At 69.6% G+C, this 18,998-nt stretch carries 20 protein-coding genes and 1 pseudogene; 12 read left to right on the forward strand and 9 right to left on the reverse strand.

What is annotated here, in order from left to right; genetic code table 11:
• Positions 1 to 52: 52 nt before the first annotated feature.
• On the reverse strand, positions 53 to 538 hold the full coding sequence (locus ACFC1X_RS04425) for a carboxymuconolactone decarboxylase family protein (protein ID WP_376348697.1): 486 nt from the start codon (positions 536 to 538) through the stop codon (positions 53 to 55).
• A 175-nt stretch (positions 539 to 713) separates the two neighbouring features.
• Between ACFC1X_RS04425 and ACFC1X_RS04430 the strand changes: the two genes are divergently transcribed.
• The 4 genes from ACFC1X_RS04430 (at position 714) to ACFC1X_RS04445 (ending at position 4,571) form a co-directional block, all read left to right on the forward strand.
• Entirely contained in the window at positions 714 to 1,655 is a 942-nt protein-coding gene (locus ACFC1X_RS04430) for an RNA polymerase sigma-70 factor (RefSeq protein ID WP_376349755.1), read from the forward strand.
• 617 nt (positions 1,656 to 2,272) lie between these two features.
• A complete protein-coding gene (locus ACFC1X_RS04435; RefSeq protein ID WP_376348698.1) occupies positions 2,273 to 2,677 on the forward strand; it encodes a GntR family transcriptional regulator in 405 nt (134 codons plus the stop codon).
• Entirely contained in the window at positions 2,674 to 3,570 is an 897-nt protein-coding gene (locus ACFC1X_RS04440) for an ABC transporter ATP-binding protein (protein ID WP_376348700.1), read from the forward strand. The genes ACFC1X_RS04435 and ACFC1X_RS04440 overlap by 4 nt, the downstream gene beginning before the upstream one ends.
• Complete coding sequence (locus ACFC1X_RS04445) at positions 3,567 to 4,571, forward strand: transporter (RefSeq protein WP_376348701.1); 1,005 nt, start codon at positions 3,567 to 3,569, stop codon at positions 4,569 to 4,571. The genes ACFC1X_RS04440 and ACFC1X_RS04445 overlap by 4 nt, the downstream gene beginning before the upstream one ends.
• A gap of 62 nt (positions 4,572 to 4,633) precedes the next feature.
• Here ACFC1X_RS04445 and ACFC1X_RS04450 read toward each other — a convergent pair whose 3' ends face one another.
• Positions 4,634 to 5,431, reverse strand: a complete 798-nt coding sequence (locus ACFC1X_RS04450) for an ArsR/SmtB family transcription factor (protein WP_376348703.1) — start codon at positions 5,429 to 5,431, stop codon at positions 4,634 to 4,636.
• A 204-nt stretch (positions 5,432 to 5,635) separates the two neighbouring features.
• On the opposite strand from ACFC1X_RS04450, the gene ACFC1X_RS04455 reads away from it, so the two are divergent.
• On the forward strand, positions 5,636 to 6,121 hold the full coding sequence (locus ACFC1X_RS04455) for a GNAT family N-acetyltransferase (protein WP_376349757.1): 486 nt from the start codon (positions 5,636 to 5,638) through the stop codon (positions 6,119 to 6,121).
• Positions 6,122 to 6,169: 48 nt separating this feature from the next.
• Here ACFC1X_RS04455 and ACFC1X_RS04460 read toward each other — a convergent pair whose 3' ends face one another.
• Positions 6,170 to 6,580, reverse strand: a complete 411-nt coding sequence (locus ACFC1X_RS04460; RefSeq protein ID WP_376348705.1) for an ATP-binding protein — start codon at positions 6,578 to 6,580, stop codon at positions 6,170 to 6,172.
• Positions 6,581 to 6,800: 220 nt separating this feature from the next.
• Here ACFC1X_RS04460 and ACFC1X_RS04465 point away from each other — a divergent pair, with 220 nt between their 5' ends.
• The 4 genes and pseudogenes from ACFC1X_RS04465 (at position 6,801) to ACFC1X_RS04480 (ending at position 8,591) form a co-directional block, all read left to right on the forward strand.
• Positions 6,801 to 7,652: a DUF5753 domain-containing protein gene (locus tag ACFC1X_RS04465; protein ID WP_376348707.1), complete on the forward strand. Its 852-nt coding sequence runs from the start codon at positions 6,801 to 6,803 to the stop codon at positions 7,650 to 7,652.
• Positions 7,653 to 7,658: 6 nt separating this feature from the next.
• Positions 7,659 to 7,856, forward strand: coding sequence for a DUF397 domain-containing protein (locus ACFC1X_RS04470; protein WP_376348709.1), 198 nt, complete (start codon positions 7,659 to 7,661; stop codon positions 7,854 to 7,856).
• Between the two features lie 231 nt (positions 7,857 to 8,087).
• Positions 8,088 to 8,222, forward strand: a pseudogene (locus tag ACFC1X_RS04475) (sugar O-acetyltransferase); the annotation flags it as partial.
• 72 nt (positions 8,223 to 8,294) lie between these two features.
• Positions 8,295 to 8,591: a hypothetical protein gene (locus tag ACFC1X_RS04480; protein ID WP_376348710.1), complete on the forward strand. Its 297-nt coding sequence runs from the start codon at positions 8,295 to 8,297 to the stop codon at positions 8,589 to 8,591.
• 47 nt (positions 8,592 to 8,638) lie between these two features.
• On the opposite strand, the gene ACFC1X_RS04485 is transcribed toward ACFC1X_RS04480, so the two are convergent.
• On the reverse strand, positions 8,639 to 9,238 hold the full coding sequence (locus ACFC1X_RS04485; RefSeq protein WP_376348712.1) for a dihydrofolate reductase family protein: 600 nt from the start codon (positions 9,236 to 9,238) through the stop codon (positions 8,639 to 8,641).
• Between the two features lie 40 nt (positions 9,239 to 9,278).
• Positions 9,279 to 9,668 (reverse strand): VOC family protein, encoded by a 390-nt coding sequence (locus tag ACFC1X_RS04490; protein WP_376348713.1) that lies wholly within the window; start codon positions 9,666 to 9,668, stop codon positions 9,279 to 9,281.
• Positions 9,669 to 9,771: 103 nt separating this feature from the next.
• On the opposite strand from ACFC1X_RS04490, the gene ACFC1X_RS04495 reads away from it, so the two are divergent.
• The 3 genes from ACFC1X_RS04495 to ACFC1X_RS04505 all read left to right on the forward strand — a co-directional run bounded on the left by ACFC1X_RS04495 (position 9,772) and on the right by ACFC1X_RS04505 (position 14,578).
• On the forward strand, positions 9,772 to 10,458 hold the full coding sequence (locus tag ACFC1X_RS04495) for a TetR/AcrR family transcriptional regulator (RefSeq protein WP_376348715.1): 687 nt from the start codon (positions 9,772 to 9,774) through the stop codon (positions 10,456 to 10,458).
• Positions 10,459 to 10,774: 316 nt separating this feature from the next.
• Entirely contained in the window at positions 10,775 to 13,042 is a 2,268-nt protein-coding gene (locus ACFC1X_RS04500; protein WP_376348717.1) for an ATP-dependent RecD-like DNA helicase, read from the forward strand.
• A gap of 237 nt (positions 13,043 to 13,279) precedes the next feature.
• On the forward strand, positions 13,280 to 14,578 hold the full coding sequence (locus ACFC1X_RS04505) for a citrate synthase (RefSeq protein ID WP_376348719.1): 1,299 nt from the start codon (positions 13,280 to 13,282) through the stop codon (positions 14,576 to 14,578).
• Positions 14,579 to 15,175: 597 nt separating this feature from the next.
• Here the strand turns inward: ACFC1X_RS04505 and ACFC1X_RS04510 are convergent.
• From ACFC1X_RS04510 to ACFC1X_RS04525, 4 genes are all read right to left on the reverse strand, one after another.
• Positions 15,176 to 17,443, reverse strand: coding sequence for a heavy metal translocating P-type ATPase (locus tag ACFC1X_RS04510; protein ID WP_376348721.1), 2,268 nt, complete (start codon positions 17,441 to 17,443; stop codon positions 15,176 to 15,178).
• Positions 17,444 to 17,530: 87 nt separating this feature from the next.
• On the reverse strand, positions 17,531 to 17,770 hold the full coding sequence (locus ACFC1X_RS04515; protein WP_376348723.1) for a heavy-metal-associated domain-containing protein: 240 nt from the start codon (positions 17,768 to 17,770) through the stop codon (positions 17,531 to 17,533).
• A gap of 117 nt (positions 17,771 to 17,887) precedes the next feature.
• On the reverse strand, positions 17,888 to 18,457 hold the full coding sequence (locus ACFC1X_RS04520) for a GNAT family N-acetyltransferase (protein WP_376348725.1): 570 nt from the start codon (positions 18,455 to 18,457) through the stop codon (positions 17,888 to 17,890).
• 66 nt (positions 18,458 to 18,523) lie between these two features.
• Entirely contained in the window at positions 18,524 to 18,715 is a 192-nt protein-coding gene (locus ACFC1X_RS04525) for an AlpA family transcriptional regulator (RefSeq protein ID WP_161326861.1), read from the reverse strand.
• Positions 18,716 to 18,998: the final 283 nt, after the last annotated feature.

The raw sequence follows: 18,998 nt of genomic DNA on the forward strand, positions 1-18,998 counted from the left end.
GCTCCACCGGTTTTCGCCGGGGGAGCCGCGCCGCCGTCCGGGCAGGCAGATCTCAGTCGAAGGCCGCGTCGAACATGCCGGCCTCGTAGGAGCCGCCCGCCTGGTGGGTGATCACGGCGAGCCGGTTGGCCGCGTTGATCATGGCGACGAGGCAGACCAGGGTGGCGATCTGGTCGTCGTCGTAGTGCTTGCGCACCTGGGCCCAGGTCTCGTCGGACACGCCCTGGTGGGCGTCGGCGAGCCGGGTGCCCTCCTCGGCGAGGGCCAGCGCCGCCTGCTCGGCCTCGGTGAACACGGTGGACTCGCGCCAGGCGGCGACCAGGTGGAGCCGGACCGCGCTCTCCCCGGCGGCCGCGGCCTCCTTGGTGTGCATGTCGATGCAGTGCCCGCAGCCGTTGATCTGACTGGCCCGCAGCGCCATCAGCTCCTGCGTGGACTTCGGCAGCGACGACTGCTGGAGCACCAGGGCGATGCCCGCGAACCGCTTGGCGAACCGGCCGCCGATCTCGTTCTCGAACAGGTTGAATCGGGTTTCCATGACCCCGTCCTCACTCTCGGTGCCGCGTTGACGCACACAAGACGCCGCCGCCCCGGATGCTGTGACGGGGCCCGGGTGTGACGTGGAACACCGGCGGGGGATGTCACAGACCGGCGGTGGCCGGCGTCCTGTGCGCGTGACACCGTCGAAGGCGAACGAGCGGGAGCAGCTGGTCATGAGCGAGTACGGCAGCCACGAACAGGACGCGACGACCGGGGCGGGCGCCGGGGGCGGACGCACGGACCCCGCCACCGAGGCCTTCGTCGCCCATCGCAACCTCCTCTTCACCGTCGCCTACGAGATGCTCGGCTCGGCCGCCGACGCCGAGGACGTCCTGCAGGAGACCTGGTTGCGCTGGGCGGGAGTCGATCTCGGCTCGGTGCGCGACCGGCGCGCGTACCTGGTCCGGATCACCACGCGCCAGGCCCTGACCCGGCTGCGCACGCTCGGCCGCCGCAAGGAGTCCTACGTCGGCGAGTGGCTGCCCGAGCCGTTGCTCACCACGCCCGACGTGGCCGAGGACGTCGAACTGGCCGACAGCGTCTCGATGGCGATGATGCTGGTCATGGAGACGCTCACGCCGACCGAGCGGGCGGTGTTCGTGCTGCGCGAGGTGTTCGGCCTGGAGTACGACGAGATCGCCGAGGCCGTCGACAAGACCCCGGCCGCCGTCCGCCAGACCGCGCACCGGGCCCGCGCCCACGTCGCGGCCAGGCGGCCGCGCGGCGTCGTCTCCCGGACCGAGAGCCGGAACGCGCTCGCCGCGTTCCAGCGGGCGGTCGAGACGGGGGACCTTCAGGGCCTGCTCGACATCCTCGCCCCGGACGTCGTCCTGCTGGGCGACGGCGGCGGCATCAAGCAGGCGATCCTGCGGCCCGTCATGGGCGCCGACAAGGTGGCCCGCCTGATGCTCGGCGGCCTGGTCAAGCTGCCCGTCGCGATGTCGATGCACCCCGCCCAGATCAATGGCCACCCGGCCCTGGTCATCCGCCTCGACGGCGAGCTGGACACGGTGATGGCGGTGCGCTTCGACGACGGCCGCATCTCCGGCCTCTACGCGGTGCGCAACCCCGAGAAGCTCACGCGCATGGAACGGGAGACCGCCCTGCACCGCTGATGCGGGCCGGGGCTCCTACCTCTCGCGCGGCCGATGGTTGAGCTCGTGGGCGATGGCGTCGAGGTCGGCCTGAGGGCTGCGCGGCTCGCAGAGGCAGATCGGCGCTCAGCCATCTCCCGGCCACGGTCCCGTAGCTGGGGCGGGATGTCGAGGAGACTCTTGGTGAGGTGCGGAGTGACCTGCTCGGCCTTGATGCCGCCCGGCAGTGCCACGATGTCCGTGTAGCGGCTGGTGCGCCCGACGAGCGTGGCGACAGCCGAGGACCGGGTGCCCATCACGAGGTCGCCCTCTCATGGCCGGGAGTCTTCTCGGGAGACCGGCGCAGAGCCGGCTTGGCCTCCACCAGGGCGCGCAGAGCGGCCGAAGCGATCTGCCCAGCCGCTCGGCAGACTGCCGGGCCGATTCACCCGCGGGCGATGCCGTGGGGCCACACACCGCCGCTCCGGTACAGAAACCGACCCGCGTGCCGCATCGGTGCCTCCAGCGCCCGCCCGGTCAAGCTGAACGACTGCCTCTCGCGTCGGCGTCTCCAGACCTCATCGTGCTGAGCCGGCGCACACCTTGCCGCCTGGCCGATGTAGAGAGCTATAGTGCTATAGTGCTAGGAGACTAGATATATGGAGGAACCGGTGATTGAGTTCCACCTGAACAGCCGGTCTGGCCTGTCCCCGTACCAGCAGCTGGTCCAGCAGGTGAAGCACGCACTGCGCCTGGGCCTGCTGAAGGAGGGGGATCGGCTGCCGACGGTCAAGGAGGTGGCGAAGCAGATGGCGGTCAACCCGAACACGGTGCTCAAGGCGTACCGGGAGCTGGAACACGACGGTCTGGTGGCCGCCCGCCCCGGCGTCGGGACGTTCGTGACCCGGACACTGGCCGACGCCACGCTCGCCGCGCACGGCCCGTTGCGCAAGGACCTGCAGCGCTGGCTGACCAAGGCCCGGCTGGCCGGGCTCGATGAGGAGAGCATCGAGGCGCTGTTCCTGAACACGTTTCGTAACGCCGCAGGGGAGGACGTAGCGTGAGCGCTGTCTTACGAGCCCAGGGCCTGGGCAAGAGGTACAAGCGGCGCTGGGCGCTGCAGAACTGCGACTTGGACGTCCCCGCCGGCCGGGTGGTCGGCCTGGTCGGCCCCAACGGCGCCGGCAAGTCGACCTTGTTGAACCTGGCCTCCGGCATGCTGTCCCCGACGGTCGGCACCATCGAGGTATGCGGTGGCCGTCCTGCCGAGGGCGTGGAACAGCTGGCCAAGGTCGGCTTCGTCGCCCAGGGCACCCCGACCTACTCCGCGCTGAGCGTCGCCGACCACCTCGACTTCGGCAAGCGCCTCAACCCGAACTGGGACGACGCCGTGGCGCGCGACCGGATCCGTCGCCTCGGTCTGGACCCCAAGCAGCGGGCCGGCAGGCTGTCCGGCGGCCAGCGCGCGCAGCTCGCTCTCACCCTGGGCATCGCCAAGCGCCCGGAACTGCTCATCCTGGACGAGCCGGTCGCGGCGCTGGACCCGCTCGCCCGACGGGAGTTCATGCAGGACCTGATGGAGGCCGTCGCCGAGCACGAGCTGAGCGTCGTGCTCTCCTCCCACCTGGTCTCCGACGTGGAGCGAACCTGCGACTACGTCATCGTCCTGGTCGACTCCCGGGTGCAGGTGGCCGGCGACATCGATGACCTCGTCGCCTGCCACCACCGGCTCACCGGCCCGCGCCGGGACCCGGACACGCTCCCGGCCGGTCAGCACGTCATCACCGCCAGCCACACCGATCGGCAGACCACTCTCCTGGTGCGTACCGACACCGCGGTCCACGATCCGTCCTGGACGGTCAGCCCGCTCGGACTGGAAGACATTGTCCTGGCCTACATGACCCGGCCCGCCGACGCGGTTCGTGACACCCGGCCCGCGCTGGAGGTACTCCGATGATCTGGCTGACCTGGCGCCAGTTCCGCACCCAGGCCGCCGTAATGTTCGCCGCGGTGGCCGCCCTCGCCGCCACCCTCGCGGTCACCGGCCCGCGGCTGGCCGACCTCTACCGAGCTGCCGGCAGCAGCCTGGTGGACCAGGTCTCCAGTTCGGACCAGACCCTCTACTACGCCGGACTGCTGGTCGTGCTCGCCGTGCCCGCGGTCATCGGGATGTTCTGGGGCGCGCCGCTGATCGCCCGTGAACTGGAGACCGGCACCCACTACCTCGCGTGGAACCAGGGTGTCACCCGCACGCGCTGGCTGGCGACCAGGATGGGGCTTGGTGTGGCGGCATCCATGACCGCCGCAGGACTGGCCGTACTCGCGGTGAGCTGGTGGAGCAGCCCCATCGATCGGGCCGTGAACGGCGGTGGCGAGACGGACACGTACTTCGCGCGGCTCGATCCGGTGGCCTTCGCCGCACGGGGTGTCGTGCCCATGGCCCATGCCGCCTTCGCCTTCGTCCTGGGTGTCGCCCTCGGTCTGGTCATCCGCCGCACCCTGCCCGCGATGGCGACCGCGTTCGCCCTCTACGCCGCCGTCCAGATCGTGGTGCCGATGTGGGTCCGGCCCCACCTGGCCGCCCCGGACCGGGCCATCGTGCCGATCGAGCCCGGCGCTCCGATCGGTATCCATGGCGACGCCGAGCGGATCACCGTGCACCTCGAGGAGCCCGGTGCTTGGCTCACCTCGCAACAGACGGTGAACGCCGCAGGTCAGCCGGCCCGCGTGCCGTCGTCCTTCGCGGACTGTCTGCACACCGAGTCGGGCCCGCCCACCATGCGGCAGATCGACGGTTGCGTCACCGACCTCGGCGCTCTGGGCTACAAGCAGCAGACGACGTACCAGCCCGCCGGAAACTTCTGGGCCCTTCAATGGGCCGAGACCGGGCTCTACCTCGGCCTCGCCCTGGCCCTGACCGGGTTCTGCGCCTGGTGGATCCGCCGCCGAGTGACCTGACGGACGCCGGTCCCATGAATCTCCCGGCAGACCGGGAGCGGCCCGAGCCAGGGCTACGGGGCCTACTGGGGCTGGGGCAGCGCGTCTCCGGTCTCCAGCAGCGTCTTGAGCCCGGAGACGAGGGCGGGCCACCCGTGCTGGATCATCTCGCGCGCGGTGCTGCCGCCCTCGAACCCGTCGTGCACGACGGTCAGCTTGACCGTCCCGCTCCCGTCGAGGTCCTCGATCTCGAAGGCGACCTTCGACCGCCGCTCGGCGCTGAGCCTGGCCAGCGTCTCGTCGTCGATCCCGTTGGCCCGGGCCCACTCGGGCGTGAAGGTGTGCCAGGTGTAGGCGAGCCGCCGGTAGGGATCGGACTCGAGCACGACCTGCTCGGGGTCCTCGGTGGCCGCGCCCCGTTCCTTCCAGGCCATGGGCGACCCGGCCACCCAGTCGGTGCCGAACTCCACCCCCCAGTAGCGGCGGGTGAACTCCGGATCGGTCAGGCCCTGCCACAGCCGCTCGGGCGTGGTCCTGATGTAGGTCGTGTACACGAACGCGTTGCTGTCCATGGCGTTGCTCTCCAGCACGTGCTTGAGGTCGGCGAGTGCGTGCACCCGCTCCTGGTCGTAGCGGCTGATCCAGCGTTCGGCGATGGCGTTGATCGGCTCGGCGTTGAGGTAGTGCAACTTCTCCCGGCCCCGCCGCACGGTGGTGACCAGGTTGGCGGCCTCCAGCACCGCGAGATGCTTGCTGACCGACTGCCGAGCCATGTCCAGCCCGGCACACAACTCCCGCAGACTCTGCCCGTTCCGCCCGTTCAGCCGATCCAGCAGCCGCCGCCGGTTCCGGTCACCCAGCGCCTTGAAGACCTCGTCCATCTCCGCCCCTCTGACATGCAGCCCATTGGCTGCCTTTCACGTTAGGCAGCCGGTGAGCTGCATGTCAATCGGGGGTCTCGAAATAGGTGGACACCCTGCGCGTTGGTCGGCGAGCATCCGCAGGTGGCAGATGGAGCCGATCATCAAAGGCCGCTCGCGCGGAGTCCGAAGCGTGTCCGTTTCGTCGAGCTGTCCGGCGGTGTGATGTCCGCTCTGCTCGATGGAGACCTGTCCGGAGCCAGCGGGATGGCCGGTGTTTCACTGACCGAGTACTTCCTTACCGACAGAGCACGATGGCTGTGGCAGTTCCGGCTCGACCAGATGGCCGCCGATCCCGGCCGTGCGCGGTGGATGGTGCGGCAAGCGGTCGTCGGCGAGGGCGGCCTCGTCGTCGGGCATGCCGGATTTCACGGGCCGCCCGACGAGGTCGGCAAGGTCGAGATCGGCTACTCCGTCGCCCCCGACTTCCGCCGCCAGGGGTACGCCCGGTCCGCGTTGACCGAGTTGCTCCGCCGGGCAGCAGCCGAAGCCGCCGTCACGACCGTGCGGGCAACGATCAGCCCCGACAACGTGGCCTCCCTGGCGACGATTTCTGGCTTCGGCTTCGTTGAGGTCGGAGAGCAGTGGGATGAGGAAGACGGTCTCGAACTGGTCTTTGAGGTTCCTGCTCGCCGAATCCCGCCGGCTTGATGGGAAGGCGAGCGCGTGTGGGCTGAGCGGGGCTTCTTGCGCGTCCGTTCAAGCCCCCGCCAACTCGCACCACACAAACTTCCCCCGGTTGCCGTGCCTGGCCAGCGGATGCCACCCCCACACATCGGCGCAGGCCCGCACCAGTCCCAGTCCCCGCCCCTCCTCCATCTCCTCCACCCGCCCGAACGCCGCCGGCGGCTCCGGAGGTTCGGGGTCCGCGTCCCACGCCCCGATCCGCAACGTGCCGGGCGGTGACCAGCGAATGCGGAGGGCGGCGGGGCCCTTGGTGTGCCGTACGGCGTTGGAGACCAGCTCCGTGGCGAGCAGTTCGGCGACATCTACCAGGCGGATCAGTCCGTGCATGGTGAGGATCAGGCGGAGGGTGCGGCGGCTGACGGTGACGGCGCGTAGGTCGTTGGGGATGTAGAGGGAGTACTCCCAGGGCTCGTTTTCGGGCATGCGGGACTCCGTTTTGTACGAGGGGAGGTGAACGCGGACCCGGTGTCATTGCCGCGGCCGTCATGGCAGGACGGGGCGGTGCGCTTCCGGTGGCCCGGTGCCGCACGGTGTGCGTAGCGTCACTGACGGTAGGGCTAACATGTCATACCAAGCAAGCGGGTCGCCTAATCTGACCCCGAACGAGTAGCAGCACCAGGCCCGTTGAACCGAGGAGCCTTCGATGGTCTTGAGGCGAGAAGCCACCGCCCGACAGATGCGCCTGGCGGTCGAGCTGCGCAGGCTTCGTGATGCGGCGGGTCTCACCGCCGCCGAGGCGGCAGCGCTGCTGGGGACGAGTCGGGTTCAGATCAGCCACATCGAGTCCGGGCTCGCAGGTGTGAGCGAAGAGCGGCTGCGTCGCCTCGCTGATCACTACTCGTGCACGGACGAGGAGTTCATCGACGCACTCGTCGTCATGGCGACCGACCGGACGCGTGGTTGGTGGGAGGAGTACCGAGGCCTACTGCCTACTCCCTTTCTCGACCTGGCCGAGTTGGAGCACCACTCAACGTTCCGGTCCGACGTGGAGTTGCTCATCATTCCTGGACTGCTTCAGACCGAGGCCTACGCCCGTGCTGCCTTCTCTTCAAGGGTCCCCGAACTTCCCTATGAGGAAAGAGAGCTGCGCGTACGCCATCGCATGGAACGCAAGGTCGTCCTCGAAGGTCCGGATCCCGCGCCGTACGAGGCCGTCATCCACGAAGCGGCGTTGCGTATCAGGGTCGGGGATCGAGCCACCGCACGGACCCAGCTCGCTCGTGTCCTGGAACTCTCTGAAGCGGATCACACCACCGTGCGGGTCATCCCCTTCGATCTGGATGGTTTCGGTGGGGCCTGGAGTCCCATGATGCTGGCGGGCGGGGGCGTGCCGAAGCTGGACACGGCTGTCCGCGACGCACCTCACGGCACGGGTTTCATCGATGCCGAAGCACAACTAGCCGTCTTTCGAACGGTCTTCCGTAATGTGGAGGCCGTGTCACTCGACCCCAGTCGTTCGCGTGACTTCATCCAAAGACTGGCCAAGGAACTGTGAGGCTCCGTGACTACCCCTGACCAGTGGCGAAAGTCGTCCTACTCCGGCGGCGGCGATGGCAACAACTGCGTGGAAGTCGCAACCCTTCCCACCATCACCGCCGTCCGCGACAGCAAGGCCCCCACCCGGGCCACCCTCGCCTTCCCGCCGGAGGCCTTCGCCCCCTTCCTCGAAGCCCTCAAGACGCAGCCGCCCCGCTCCTGATCATCCCTGCCGTACCTGCGGAACTCCGACCCGCACACCGTGCGCACCTAGGGCATGCCGCTAAACGGGAGTCTGGTCAGCGGTCCATCCAGTGCGGCACCCACACGTCGTCCGGGATGCGCCGCCTTGAGGAGCGCAGATGGTCGCGTAGCGCGGTCAGCACGGGGTGCTGGTCTCCGGTCCGGGACAACACCATGTGCGTGTACACCGGGTCGGTTCGCGCAACGGAGGTCAGCCGTGATCTTGCAGGGAGTGACCATCGGCGCCGGTGCGGTGGTCGCTGCCGGTGCGGTGGTCAGTCGTGATGTTCCTGCCCGCACGCTGGTCGCGGGAGCCCCCGCCCGGGTGATCAAGACGATCGACTGAGCCCGGCCGGACCACCGGGCCGTGCCATCCTGACCACCGGAAACGACAGCACACGCACCTGGGGAGGGACTCGTGGCCGCCGACTACTACTGCGCCGACAGCGAGAACGGCGACCACATCGACGACCCGTCCGAGGATGCCCTCTTCATGCTCATCAGCGATCTCAACGGCAGGGACAACACCTTCGTCGTGATCCAGCCCGACGAGGACGATCCCGTCTGGTTCGCCTCCATCGCCCTGCTGGACCAGGGCGGCTACGAGATCGTCCGCCGCGACACCACCCACCGCGAACACGACGTCACCGTCGAGTCCAACATCGACCGGATCGCGGGCGACCTCACCAAGTGGCTGGCCGCCCGCGCTTCCTGACACGCGGCCGAGGGTGCCCGATCTCGGGATCTCGGTGGACGACGACCTCAGTCCCCGGCGGCGCGCGCGAAGGTCACGAAGGACGCGCCGCTGTCGAGCACGGTGTGGCCGGTGAGTCGCCAGCCGCGTGGATCGAACGTGGCCTTGTCGGAGAAGAGCGGGATTCCGGCGCCGATGGTCAGCGGCGCCATCTTGAGGATGAGCTGGTCGATCTCGCCGTACAGGGCGCCGGCCAGTTCCGCGCCGCCGATCAGCCAGATGTCCTTGCCGTCCTCCTGCTTCAACTGCCGCACCTTGTCCACAGGGTCGCCGGCGACCAGTTCGACGGCCGGGTCCGGGCTCTCGGTGAGGGTCCGGGAGAAGACCAGGTGACGTAGGTGGGGATAGGCGTCGGTGATGCCCGCCTTGAGGCCTATCTCGTAGCTGCGCCGTCCTTCCAGGACGGTGTCGAAGTGCGTGCCGGGCGCGGTGACGGACAGCGCCGCCCGCGCCTGGACGGGCAGGGTCTCCGGGTACTCCGTCACCAGGTGCCGGATGTAGTCCTCGGGGATAGGCCAGAAGCCGCCCGGCCCCGTGGGGTCGGCGCCGTCCGGGCCCGCGATGAAACCGTCCAGCGTGGTGGCGATGTAGTACACGAGCTTTCGCACGCGGTGCTCCTTCTTCTGGGTCTGCACGATCCGAGCGGGCTCAGGAGGGGTCCGGTGTGGTCCATTCGACGAGCTGGACGACGACCCCATTGGGGTCGGTGACCTGGAACAGGCGTTCACCCCACGGCTCTTCGCGCAGCGGCATCGTGATGTCGACGCCCTCGGAACGCAGTCGCTTCTCCTCCGCTTCGAGGCCGGTGACGGTGAAGGCGAGGATCAGTCCGTCGGCGTGCCGGTCGCGCTGGTCGGGCGGCAGGACGTCGATGCCCCGCCGGAGCAGGACGATGTCGACGGCGGCATCGTCACGCGTGAGGGAGGCGAATCCCTCGGCCGCGGCCTGTTCCTGGTAGCCGAGGTGCTCGGTGAAGAAGCGGCGGGAGGCGGCGATGTCTTCGACCGTGAGCGAGACGGTGGAGGCGGTGATCCGCAAGAGGGGTTCCCTTCCCAGAGGCTGATCTTACGTCGGTAGTAAGATTACTCCCATGCGCTCAGTGCTGTAAACATATTTTTGCTACGGAGGTAAGATTCGCCTCATGGAGACGAGGACGAGCCCCCCGGCGAGTGCCACCGCAGTCGACGCCACCCCCGCCCCACCGGGCCTGCGGGAGGCGAAGAAGCAGGAGACGCGACAGCTGATCTCCGACCACGCGACCCGGCTCTTCATCGAGCAGGGCTTCGAGAACACCACCATCGCCGAGATCGCGGCGGCGGCCCGCGTCGCGAAGAAGACGGTGACCAACTACTTCGCGCGCAAGGAGGACTTGGCCCTCGATCACCAGGACGAGTTCAGCGCCACGCTGGCGCGCACCGTGGCCTCCCGCCACCCCGGGGAGTCCGCCCTCGCGGCGCTTCGCCGTGCCTTCGAGGCATCCGTCGCGGCGCAGGACCCGGTCGCCGGATTCGCCGGCCCGGAGTTCTCCCGCATGGTCGCCGACAGCCCCACGTTGTCGGCGTGCCTGCGCAACCTGCACGACCGGCGCGAGCAGGCGCTGGCCGAGGCCCTCGCCGAGGCCGTCGGCGCGCGGCCGGACGACGACGACATGACGGTCCGCACGGTCGCCGGGCTGCTCGGCGCCGTGCACCGCGTCCTGTTCCAGCGCATCCAGGACCTGACCCTGGCCGGGCACACGCACGACGAGATCGCCAAGACCGTCGCGAAGGAAGCGGCACGCTCCTTCGACCTTCTCGAACCGGCCATCCACGACTACGCGATCGCGTGAGGCCGGGAGCGCCGAGGGCAAAAAAACAGTCCCCGGTAGTGCTGCACGTGTCCTGAAGCCTCAGTCGTCACTGCTGCCTCGGTATCGCGCCGGCTTGCCGGGGGCCTGAACCGCATCCTGTCCGCGTCACTCCGCCGGCTAGACGTCCTCGTCGACTTCGTGACCCTTTCGGTGTTGCCGTCTGATAACCACTACTACGCCCTTTCCGTCCTGAGTCAATAGGTCTTAGGTAAATCTTTCGAATCCTGGCTGTCAGCGGCTCCCGGTAGCCTCCTTTCAGGACTCGGAACGGAGACGCGAAGGGGCAGGTGGGGCGGTGTCCGGCGCGGGAAGTGGTGCGGACCGGGGGAGCCGGCCGGGCCTCGCCGAGGTCACCGGCGTCCTGGAACGCATCACGTACGCCAACGAGGAGAACGGCTACACGGTCGCCCGTGTCGACACCGGCCGGGGCGCCGGTGACCTGCTCACCGTCGTCGGTGCGCTGCTCGGTGCGCAGGCCGGGGAGTCCCTGCGGATGGAGGGACGCTGGGGGTCGCATCCCCAGTACGGCAAGCAGTTCCACGTCGAGAACTACACGACCCTCCTGCCGGCCACCATCCAGGGCATCCGGCGCTACCTCGGCTCCGGCCTGGTCAAGGGCATCGGGCCGGTCTTCGCCGACCGGATCACCCAGCACTTCGGGCTGGACACGCTCACCATCATCGAGGAGGAGCCCAAGCGGCTCATCGAGGTCCCCGGCCTCGGACCCAAGCGGACCAAGAAGATCGCCGACGCCTGGGAGGAGCAGAAGGCGATCAAGGAGGTCATGGTCTTCCTCCAGACCGTCGAGGTGTCGACGTCGATCGCGGTCCGCATCTACAAGAAGTACGGCGACGCGTCCATCTCCGTCGTGAAGAACCAGCCCTACCGGCTCGCCGCCGACGTCTGGGGCATCGGCTTCCTCACCGCCGACAAGATCGCGCAGTCGGTCGGGATTCCTCACGACAGCCCGGACCGGGTGAAGGCGGGGCTGCAGTACGCGCTCTCGCAGGCGACCGACCAAGGGCACTGCTATCTCCCCGAGGAGAAGCTCATCGCCGACGCGGTGAAGCTGCTCCAGGTGGACACCGGCCTCGTCATCGAGTGCCTCGCCGAACTGGCGGCCGAGCCGGAGGAGGACGGCGACGACCCCGGCGTGGTGCGCGAGCGGATCCCCGACCCGGAGGGCGGCGACCCCGTCACCGCCGTCTACCTCGTCCCGTTCCACCGCGCCGAGCTGTCCCTCTCCGCTCAACTGCTGCGCCTCCTGCGCACCGACGAGGACCGGATGCCCGGCTTCCGGGACGTGGCGTGGGACAAGGCGCTCCGCTGGCTCGGCACCCGCACCGGCGCCGACCTCGCGCCCGAGCAGGAGGCGGCCGTGAAGCTGGCGCTCACCGAGAAGGTCGCCGTCCTCACCGGCGGACCGGGCTGCGGCAAGTCCTTCACCGTCCGGTCCATCGTCGAACTGGCCCGCGCCAAGAAGGCGAAGGTCGTCCTCGCCGCCCCGACCGGCCGCGCCGCCAAGCGCCTCGCCGAGCTGACCGGCACAGAAGCGTCCACGGTCCACCGGCTGCTGGAGCTCAAGCCCGGCGGAGACGCCGCCTACGACCGGGACCGGCCGCTCGACGCCGACCTCGTCGTGGTCGACGAGGCGTCGATGCTGGACCTCCTCCTCGCCAACAAGCTGGTCAAGGCCGTACCGCCCGGCGCGCACCTGCTCTTCGTCGGGGACGTCGACCAGCTCCCCAGCGTGGGCGCGGGAGAGGTGCTCAGGGATCTGCTGGCCCCCGGCAGCCCGGTCCCGGCCGTCCGGCTCACCCGCGTGTTCCGGCAGGCGCAGCAGTCGGGCGTGGTCACCAACGCCCACCGCATCAACGGCGGGCAGCACCCCGTTACCGACGGCATGAAGGACTTCTTCCTCTTCGTCGAGGACGACACGGAGGAGGCCGGCCGCCTCACCGTGGACGTCGCCGCCCGCCGCATCCCCGCCAAGTTCGGCCTCGACCCGCGCCGGGACGTGCAGGTCCTCGCTCCCATGCACCGCGGACCGGCCGGCGCGGGCACGCTGAACGGGCTGCTGCAGCAGGCCGTCACCCCGGGCCGCCCCGACGTGCCGGAGAAGCGGTTCGGCGGCCGTGTCTTCCGGGTCGGCGACAAGGTCACCCAGATTCGCAACAATTACGAGAAGGGTGAGAACGGCGTCTTCAACGGCACCGTCGGCGTGGTCACCTCACTCGACCCGGTGGACCAGCGCCTCACCGTACTGACGGACGAGGACGAGGAGGTTCCGTACGAATTCGACGAACTGGACGAACTGGCCCACGCCTACGCGGTGACCATCCATCGCTCGCAGGGGAGCGAGTACCCGGCGGTCGTCATCCCCGTGACCACCGGCGCCTGGATGATGCTCCAGCGGAACCTGCTGTACACGGCGGTCACCCGGGCCAAGAAGCTGGTCGTCCTCGTCGGTTCCCGCAAGGCGATCGGACAGGCGGTGCGCACGGTCTCGGCCGGACGGCGCTGTACGGCGCTCGACTTCCGGCTGGCGGGCCCTCGCCCCTGAAACCTTTCGGTAAACCTCCTGACCCGTGTGAAAAAAATGATCGATCAAACGAGTCGTAAAGGTCACAGAGCACTTCCGGAAGGGGGAAAGAGGGGGCAGGATGAGCAAGTTGGCGGCACTGAGTGCCGCCAATAGGCCCGATGGTCGACCCCGAGTGCACTCTCCTGAGCCAAGTGGGGGATGGTAGAGACAGTCAGGGCACCTCGAAGATGAGGCACTACGTCGGTGAGGGAAGACGTGAGCGAGCACACCAACAACTCGGTAGTACTGCGGTACGGCGACGACGAGTACACCTACCCGGTGATCGACAGCACCGTCGGCGACAAGGGCTTCGACATCGGGAAGCTCCGCGCCCAGACCGGTCTGGTGACGCTGGACAGCGGCTACGGCAACACCGCCGCCTATAAATCCGCCGTTACGTACCTGGACGGCGAGGCCGGCATCCTCCGGTACCGCGGCTACCCGATCGAGCAGCTGGCCGAGCGCTCCTCCTTCGTGGAGGTCGCCTACCTGCTGATCAACGGCGAGCTGCCCACCGTCGACGAGCTCTCCTCGTTCAAGGACGAGATCACGCAGCACACCCTGCTGCACGAGGACGTCAAGAACTTCTACAAGGGCTTCCCGCGCGACGCCCACCCGATGGCCATGCTGTCGTCGGTGGTCTCGGCGCTGTCGACCTTCTACCAGGACAGCCACAACCCGTTCGACGAGCGCCAGCGCAACCTTTCCACCATCCGGCTGCTCGCGAAGCTTCCGACGATCGCGGCCTACGCGTACAAGAAGTCGATCGGCCACCCGTTCGTCTACCCGCGCAACGACCTCGGCTACGTCGAGAACTTCCTGCGGATGACCTTCTCCGTCCCGGCGCAGGAGTACGAGCTCGACCCGATCGTCGTCTCCGCCCTGGACAAGCTGCTGATCCTGCACGCGGACCACGAGCAGAACTGTTCGACCTCCACGGTCCGCCTGGTCGGCTCCTCGCAGGCGAACATGTTCGCCTCGATCTCCGCCGGCATCAACGCGCTCTGGGGCCCGCTGCACGGCGGCGCCAACCAGTCGGTGCTGGAGATGCTGGAGGGCATCCGCGACGCCGGCGGTGACGTCGACTCCTTCATCCGCAAGGTGAAGAACAAGGAGGACGGCGTCCGTCTGATGGGCTTCGGCCACCGGGTCTACAAGAACTTCGACCCGCGCGCCAAGATCATCAAGGCCGCCGCGCACGACGTCCTCTCGGCCCTCGGCAAGTCCGACGAGCTGCTGGACATCGCCCTGAAGCTGGAGGAGCACGCGCTCTCCGACGACTACTTCGTCTCGCGCAGCCTCTACCCGAACGTCGACTTCTACACCGGTCTGATCTACCGGGCCATGGGCTTCCCGACCGAGATGTTCACGGTCCTGTTCGCCCTCGGCCGCCTTCCGGGCTGGATCGCCCAGTGGCACGAGATGATCAAGGAGCCGGGTTCCCGCATCGGCCGCCCGCGCCAGATCTACACAGGCGTCGTCGAGCGCGACTTCGTCCCGGTCGAGGAGCGCTGAGCCGCAAGGCACCCCCGCACGCGCACCAGGAGAGTCCCGCACCGCCTCGAGCGGTACGGGACTCTCTCGTGTCCGGAGTGTTCGCGCACCGGGACGTCCGTGTCCCGGAACAGCAGAAGGCGCCCTGGCGCCGGTCCCCCCACGGGCCGACGATCCAGGGCGCCTTCCCATGTCCCGGTGCGGATTCCCCCCACGGGATCCGGCCGGGCGTCTGTGAGGACAGCGCCTGAATTCGCTGTGTCGTGCTCGTACGTGTCGTACGCGTACGTGTCATGCGTTCGTACGTGTCGTGCGGTCTGCCGGGACAACGCACGCCCGGGAGGGCCGCTCAAAGCTTCCCGGTGTACGTGTCCCGGCAACGCAGCTCTGGGAAAGTCCCCCAAGACATCCCCAGATGCCAGGTGACGCCCCCCAAGACGCTCCCTGACATCGCCAACTTAGACCTTCGAACCCCTTCGATGGTTACGTTCGCATCACTGTGATCTGCGTCTCTTGCAGACGCTGACCGAGACCCCAGCGTAAGGAAGATGCGCGAGCCTTGTGAAGAGCTTATGTGAGGTACGTGCCGGACTCCAGAGGGGCCACCGCATCGAGACCTCAGTGAAACGCCCGCAGCCGCAGGCTGTTGGTGACCACGAAGACCGAGGAGAAGGCCATCGCCGCCCCCGCGATCATCGGGTTGAGCAGCCCGGCGGCGGCCAGCGGCAGCGCGGCGACGTTGTAGCCGAAGGCCCACACGAGGTTTCCCTTGATCGTCGTGAGGGTCCGCCGGGACAGCCGGATCGCGTCCGCCGCCACCCGAAGGTCGCCGCGGACCAGCGTCAGGTCGCCCGCCTCGATCGCCGCGTCCGTCCCCGTGCCCATCGCCAGCCCCAGATCGGCGGTGGCGAGCGCGGCCGCGTCGTTGACGCCGTCCCCGACCATGGCGACCGTCCGGCCCTCGGCCCGCAGCCGCTCCACCACGGCGACCTTCTCCTCGGGCAGCACCTCGGCGATCACCTCGTCGATGCCGACGGCGGCGGCGACGGACTCCGCGACGCGCCGGTTGTCGCCGGTCAGCAGCACGGGCGTGAGGCCCAGCCGCCGCAGCTCGGCCACCGCCTCGGCGCTGGTCTCCTTGACGGCGTCCGCCACGGCGAGGACCCCGCGCGCCGCGCCGTCCCAGCCGACCACGACAGCCGTACGGCCCCCGCTCTCGGCCTCGTCCCTGGCACGGGCCACCTCGGGCGGCAGCTCGTCGTGGAGGCGCCCCACGGCCACCTCACGGCCCTCCACGCGACCGCGCACGCCGCGCCCGGGGACGTTCACGAAGTCCCCGACGTCCGGCAGCGGGCCGACCCGCTCCTCGGCGCCGGCCGCGATCGCGCGGGCCACCGGGTGCTCGGAGGCGTGCTCGACGGCGCCCGCGAGCCGCAGCACCTCCTCCTCGCCGGTGCCCTCGGCGGCGTACACCTCGTGCAGGGCCATCCGGCCGGTGGTGACGGTGCCGGTCTTGTCCAGGACGACCGTGTCGACCCGCCGGGTGGACTCCAGGACCTCGGGCCCCTTGATGAGGATGCCGAGCTGGGCGCCCCGGCCGGTGCCCACCATGAGGGCGGTCGGCGTGGCGAGGCCCAGCGCGCACGGGCAGGCGATGATCAGTACGGCGACGGCGGCGGTGAACGCGGCGACGGTGTCCCCGGTCGCCCCCAGCCACCCGCCGAAGGTGGCGGCGGCGATCAGCAGCACGACGGGCACGAAGACCCCGGACACCCGGTCGGCCAGCCGCTGCACCTCGGCCTTGCCGCTCTGCGCGTCCTCCACGAGCCGCGCCATCCGGGCCAGCTGCGTGTCGGTGCCGACGCGGGTCGCCTCGACCACCAGCCGGCCCCCGGCGTTGACCGTGGCGCCCGTGACGGCGTCGCCGACGCCCACGTCGGCCGGCACGGACTCGCCGGTCAGCAGTGAGGCGTCCACCGCCGAGGCGCCCTCGGTCACCGTCCCGTCGGTGGCGATCTTCTCGCCCGGCCGGACGACGAACCGGTCGCCCACCGCCAGCCGGGCCACCGGTATCCGCACCTCGCGGCCCTCGCGGAGGACGGCGACGTCCTTCGCGCCCAGCTCCATCAGCGCCCGCAGCGCGGCCCCGGCCCGGCGCTTGGAGCGGGCCTCCAGCCAGCGTCCGAGCAGGAGGAAGACGGTGACCCCGGCCGCGGCCTCCAGGTAGATGACGGAGGCGCCGTCGGTGCGGGAGACGGTGAGGTCGAAGCCGTGCCGCATGCCCGGCATGCCCGCGTCCCCGAAGAAGAGCGCCCACAGCGACCAGCCGAACGCCGCGAGCGTGCCGAGCGAGACCAGCGTGTCCATGGTGGCGGCGCCGTGCCGGACGTTGGCCCAGGCGGCGCGGTGGAAGGGCAGCCCGCCCCAGACGACGACCGGCGCGGCCAGGGTGAGCGAGAGCCACTGCCAGTTGTCGAACTGGAGCGCCGGGACCATCGCGAGCAGCACCACGGGGGCGGCGAGCAGGGCGGAGACGATCAGACGTCCGCGCAGGGCGGCCGACTCGGGATCGGCGTCGTGTCCGGATGCCGCCGCGTCCTCGGGGCCCTCGGGCTCCGGCGGCGGCGCGGGCTCCTCGGCGGTGTACCCGGTGCGTACGACGGTGGTGATCAGGTCGGCGACCGTGGTGGTCGCCGGGTGGGTGATCCGGGCCTTCTCGGTCGCGTAGTTCACCGTGGCGGTCACGCCGTCCATGCGGTTGAGCTTCTTTTCGACCCGGGCCGCGCAGGCGGCGCAGGTCATCCCGCCGATGAGCAGCTCGACCTCGGCGAGGTCCGGTTCGGCGGCCTGGGCGGCCTTGGCGGTGTCCGCGGTGGTGCTGGTCATGGTCCGGGCTCCAGACGGGTCCGGCCGGACCGTGCGCGGCCCGGCCGGAGGGACGGTGGCTGCTGCGGGGCGCCGTGGCGCCGGTGCTCAGGCCCGGCCGACGAGCTCGAAGCCGGCCTCGTCCACGGCGGCGCGTACGGCGTCGTCGTCCAGCGGTGCCCCGGAGACGACGGTGACCTCGCCGGTGGACGCGACGGCCTGCACCGAGGCGACGCCCGCGATCTCGGAGATTTCGCCGGAGACGGCGCCCTCGCAGTGTCCGCAACTCATTCCGCTCACCTTGTAGACGGTGGTGACGGAGCCCTGGGTGTCGGTCTGGGCGGTCATGTCGTTACTCCTCGTCGGGGTGTGCACGGCGGGTACCCGTGGTCCAGCGTGGACCACTTACCCTCCACTGTACCCCTAGGGGGTATGGAAACGGACCTCACCCGGCCTCACCCGACCTCACCCGTCACCCGCGACGCCTCCGTGCGCGGCCCACTCGTGGTCGAGGACCGCCATCAGTACGTCGTCCACCCACACGCCGTCGCGCAGCGCCGCCTCCCGGCGTATCCCCTCCACCACGAAGCCGGCCTTCTCGTACACCCGGCGGGCCCGCGTGTTGTGGGCGTAGACCTCCAACTGGACGCGGTGCAGGCCGACCCGCTCGAAGGCGTGGCCGACGATGAGCCGGGTCGCCTCGCTGCCCAGCCCCCGGCCGCGGCCCCGGGCCCCGATGAGGGTGCGGAAGACGCAGCTGCGGGCGGCCGGGTCCCAGTCGTACAGGACGACCTCGCCGACCAGTTCGCCGGTCGCGCGGTCGGTGACGGCGAGGTCGAGGCGGTCGGGGTCGGCGGTGCGCACGCCGTACCAGGAGCGCAGCCGTTCCCGGGTGATCTCGGTGCTGGGCTCGAACGTGAAGCGGACGACCTCGGGGTCGTTGACGATCTCCCACATCACGTCCGCGTCCCGCGCGGTGAACGGCCGCAGGACGGCCCGCTCGCCGGTGAGGACGGGTTTCGCTGAGAAGTCCATGGGCGGCACTGTGCCCCACGCGGCGGTGGGGCACAGAACGGTTTTCTCCCGCGCGGCCCGGCCCGGCTACCGGTTCCGGTTGCGCGGCCGGGACGCCACCCAGGCCCGGATCGTGTCCGCGTACCAGTAGGGCTTGCCGCCCTCCACGTGGTCGGGCGGCGGCAGCAGCCCGTGCTTGCGGTAGGACCGCACGGTGTCGGGCTGCACCCGGATGTGGGCCGCGATGTCCTTGTAGGACCAGAGCCTTCGGTCGGTCACTAGTCGCACCTCCCCGCGCGCGCCGCGGCGGCGGCCGGGGACGGCCACCGGGGGGAGCCGGGCGCTGCGCTGGCGATCACCAAGCGTGTGCCGGGTGAACGACTGAGAGTGGTGGCCGGAGAGGGGCCGTGCGCGCCTGTGACGGAAGATCCGTGGAGGCGCGACAGTTGTGACACGACGGTGGTACTTGTGACACGGTCGTGGCCGAATCTGCAATCTCCGCCGCTTGTCGGTTTGTCTTGAAATGCAGGGCGCCTGAAGACTAGTGCCCGAGGGTGGCTTC

This window comes from Streptomyces sp. NPDC056128 (assembly GCF_042263835.1).
Classification (GTDB): domain Bacteria; phylum Actinomycetota; class Actinomycetes; order Streptomycetales; family Streptomycetaceae; genus Streptomyces.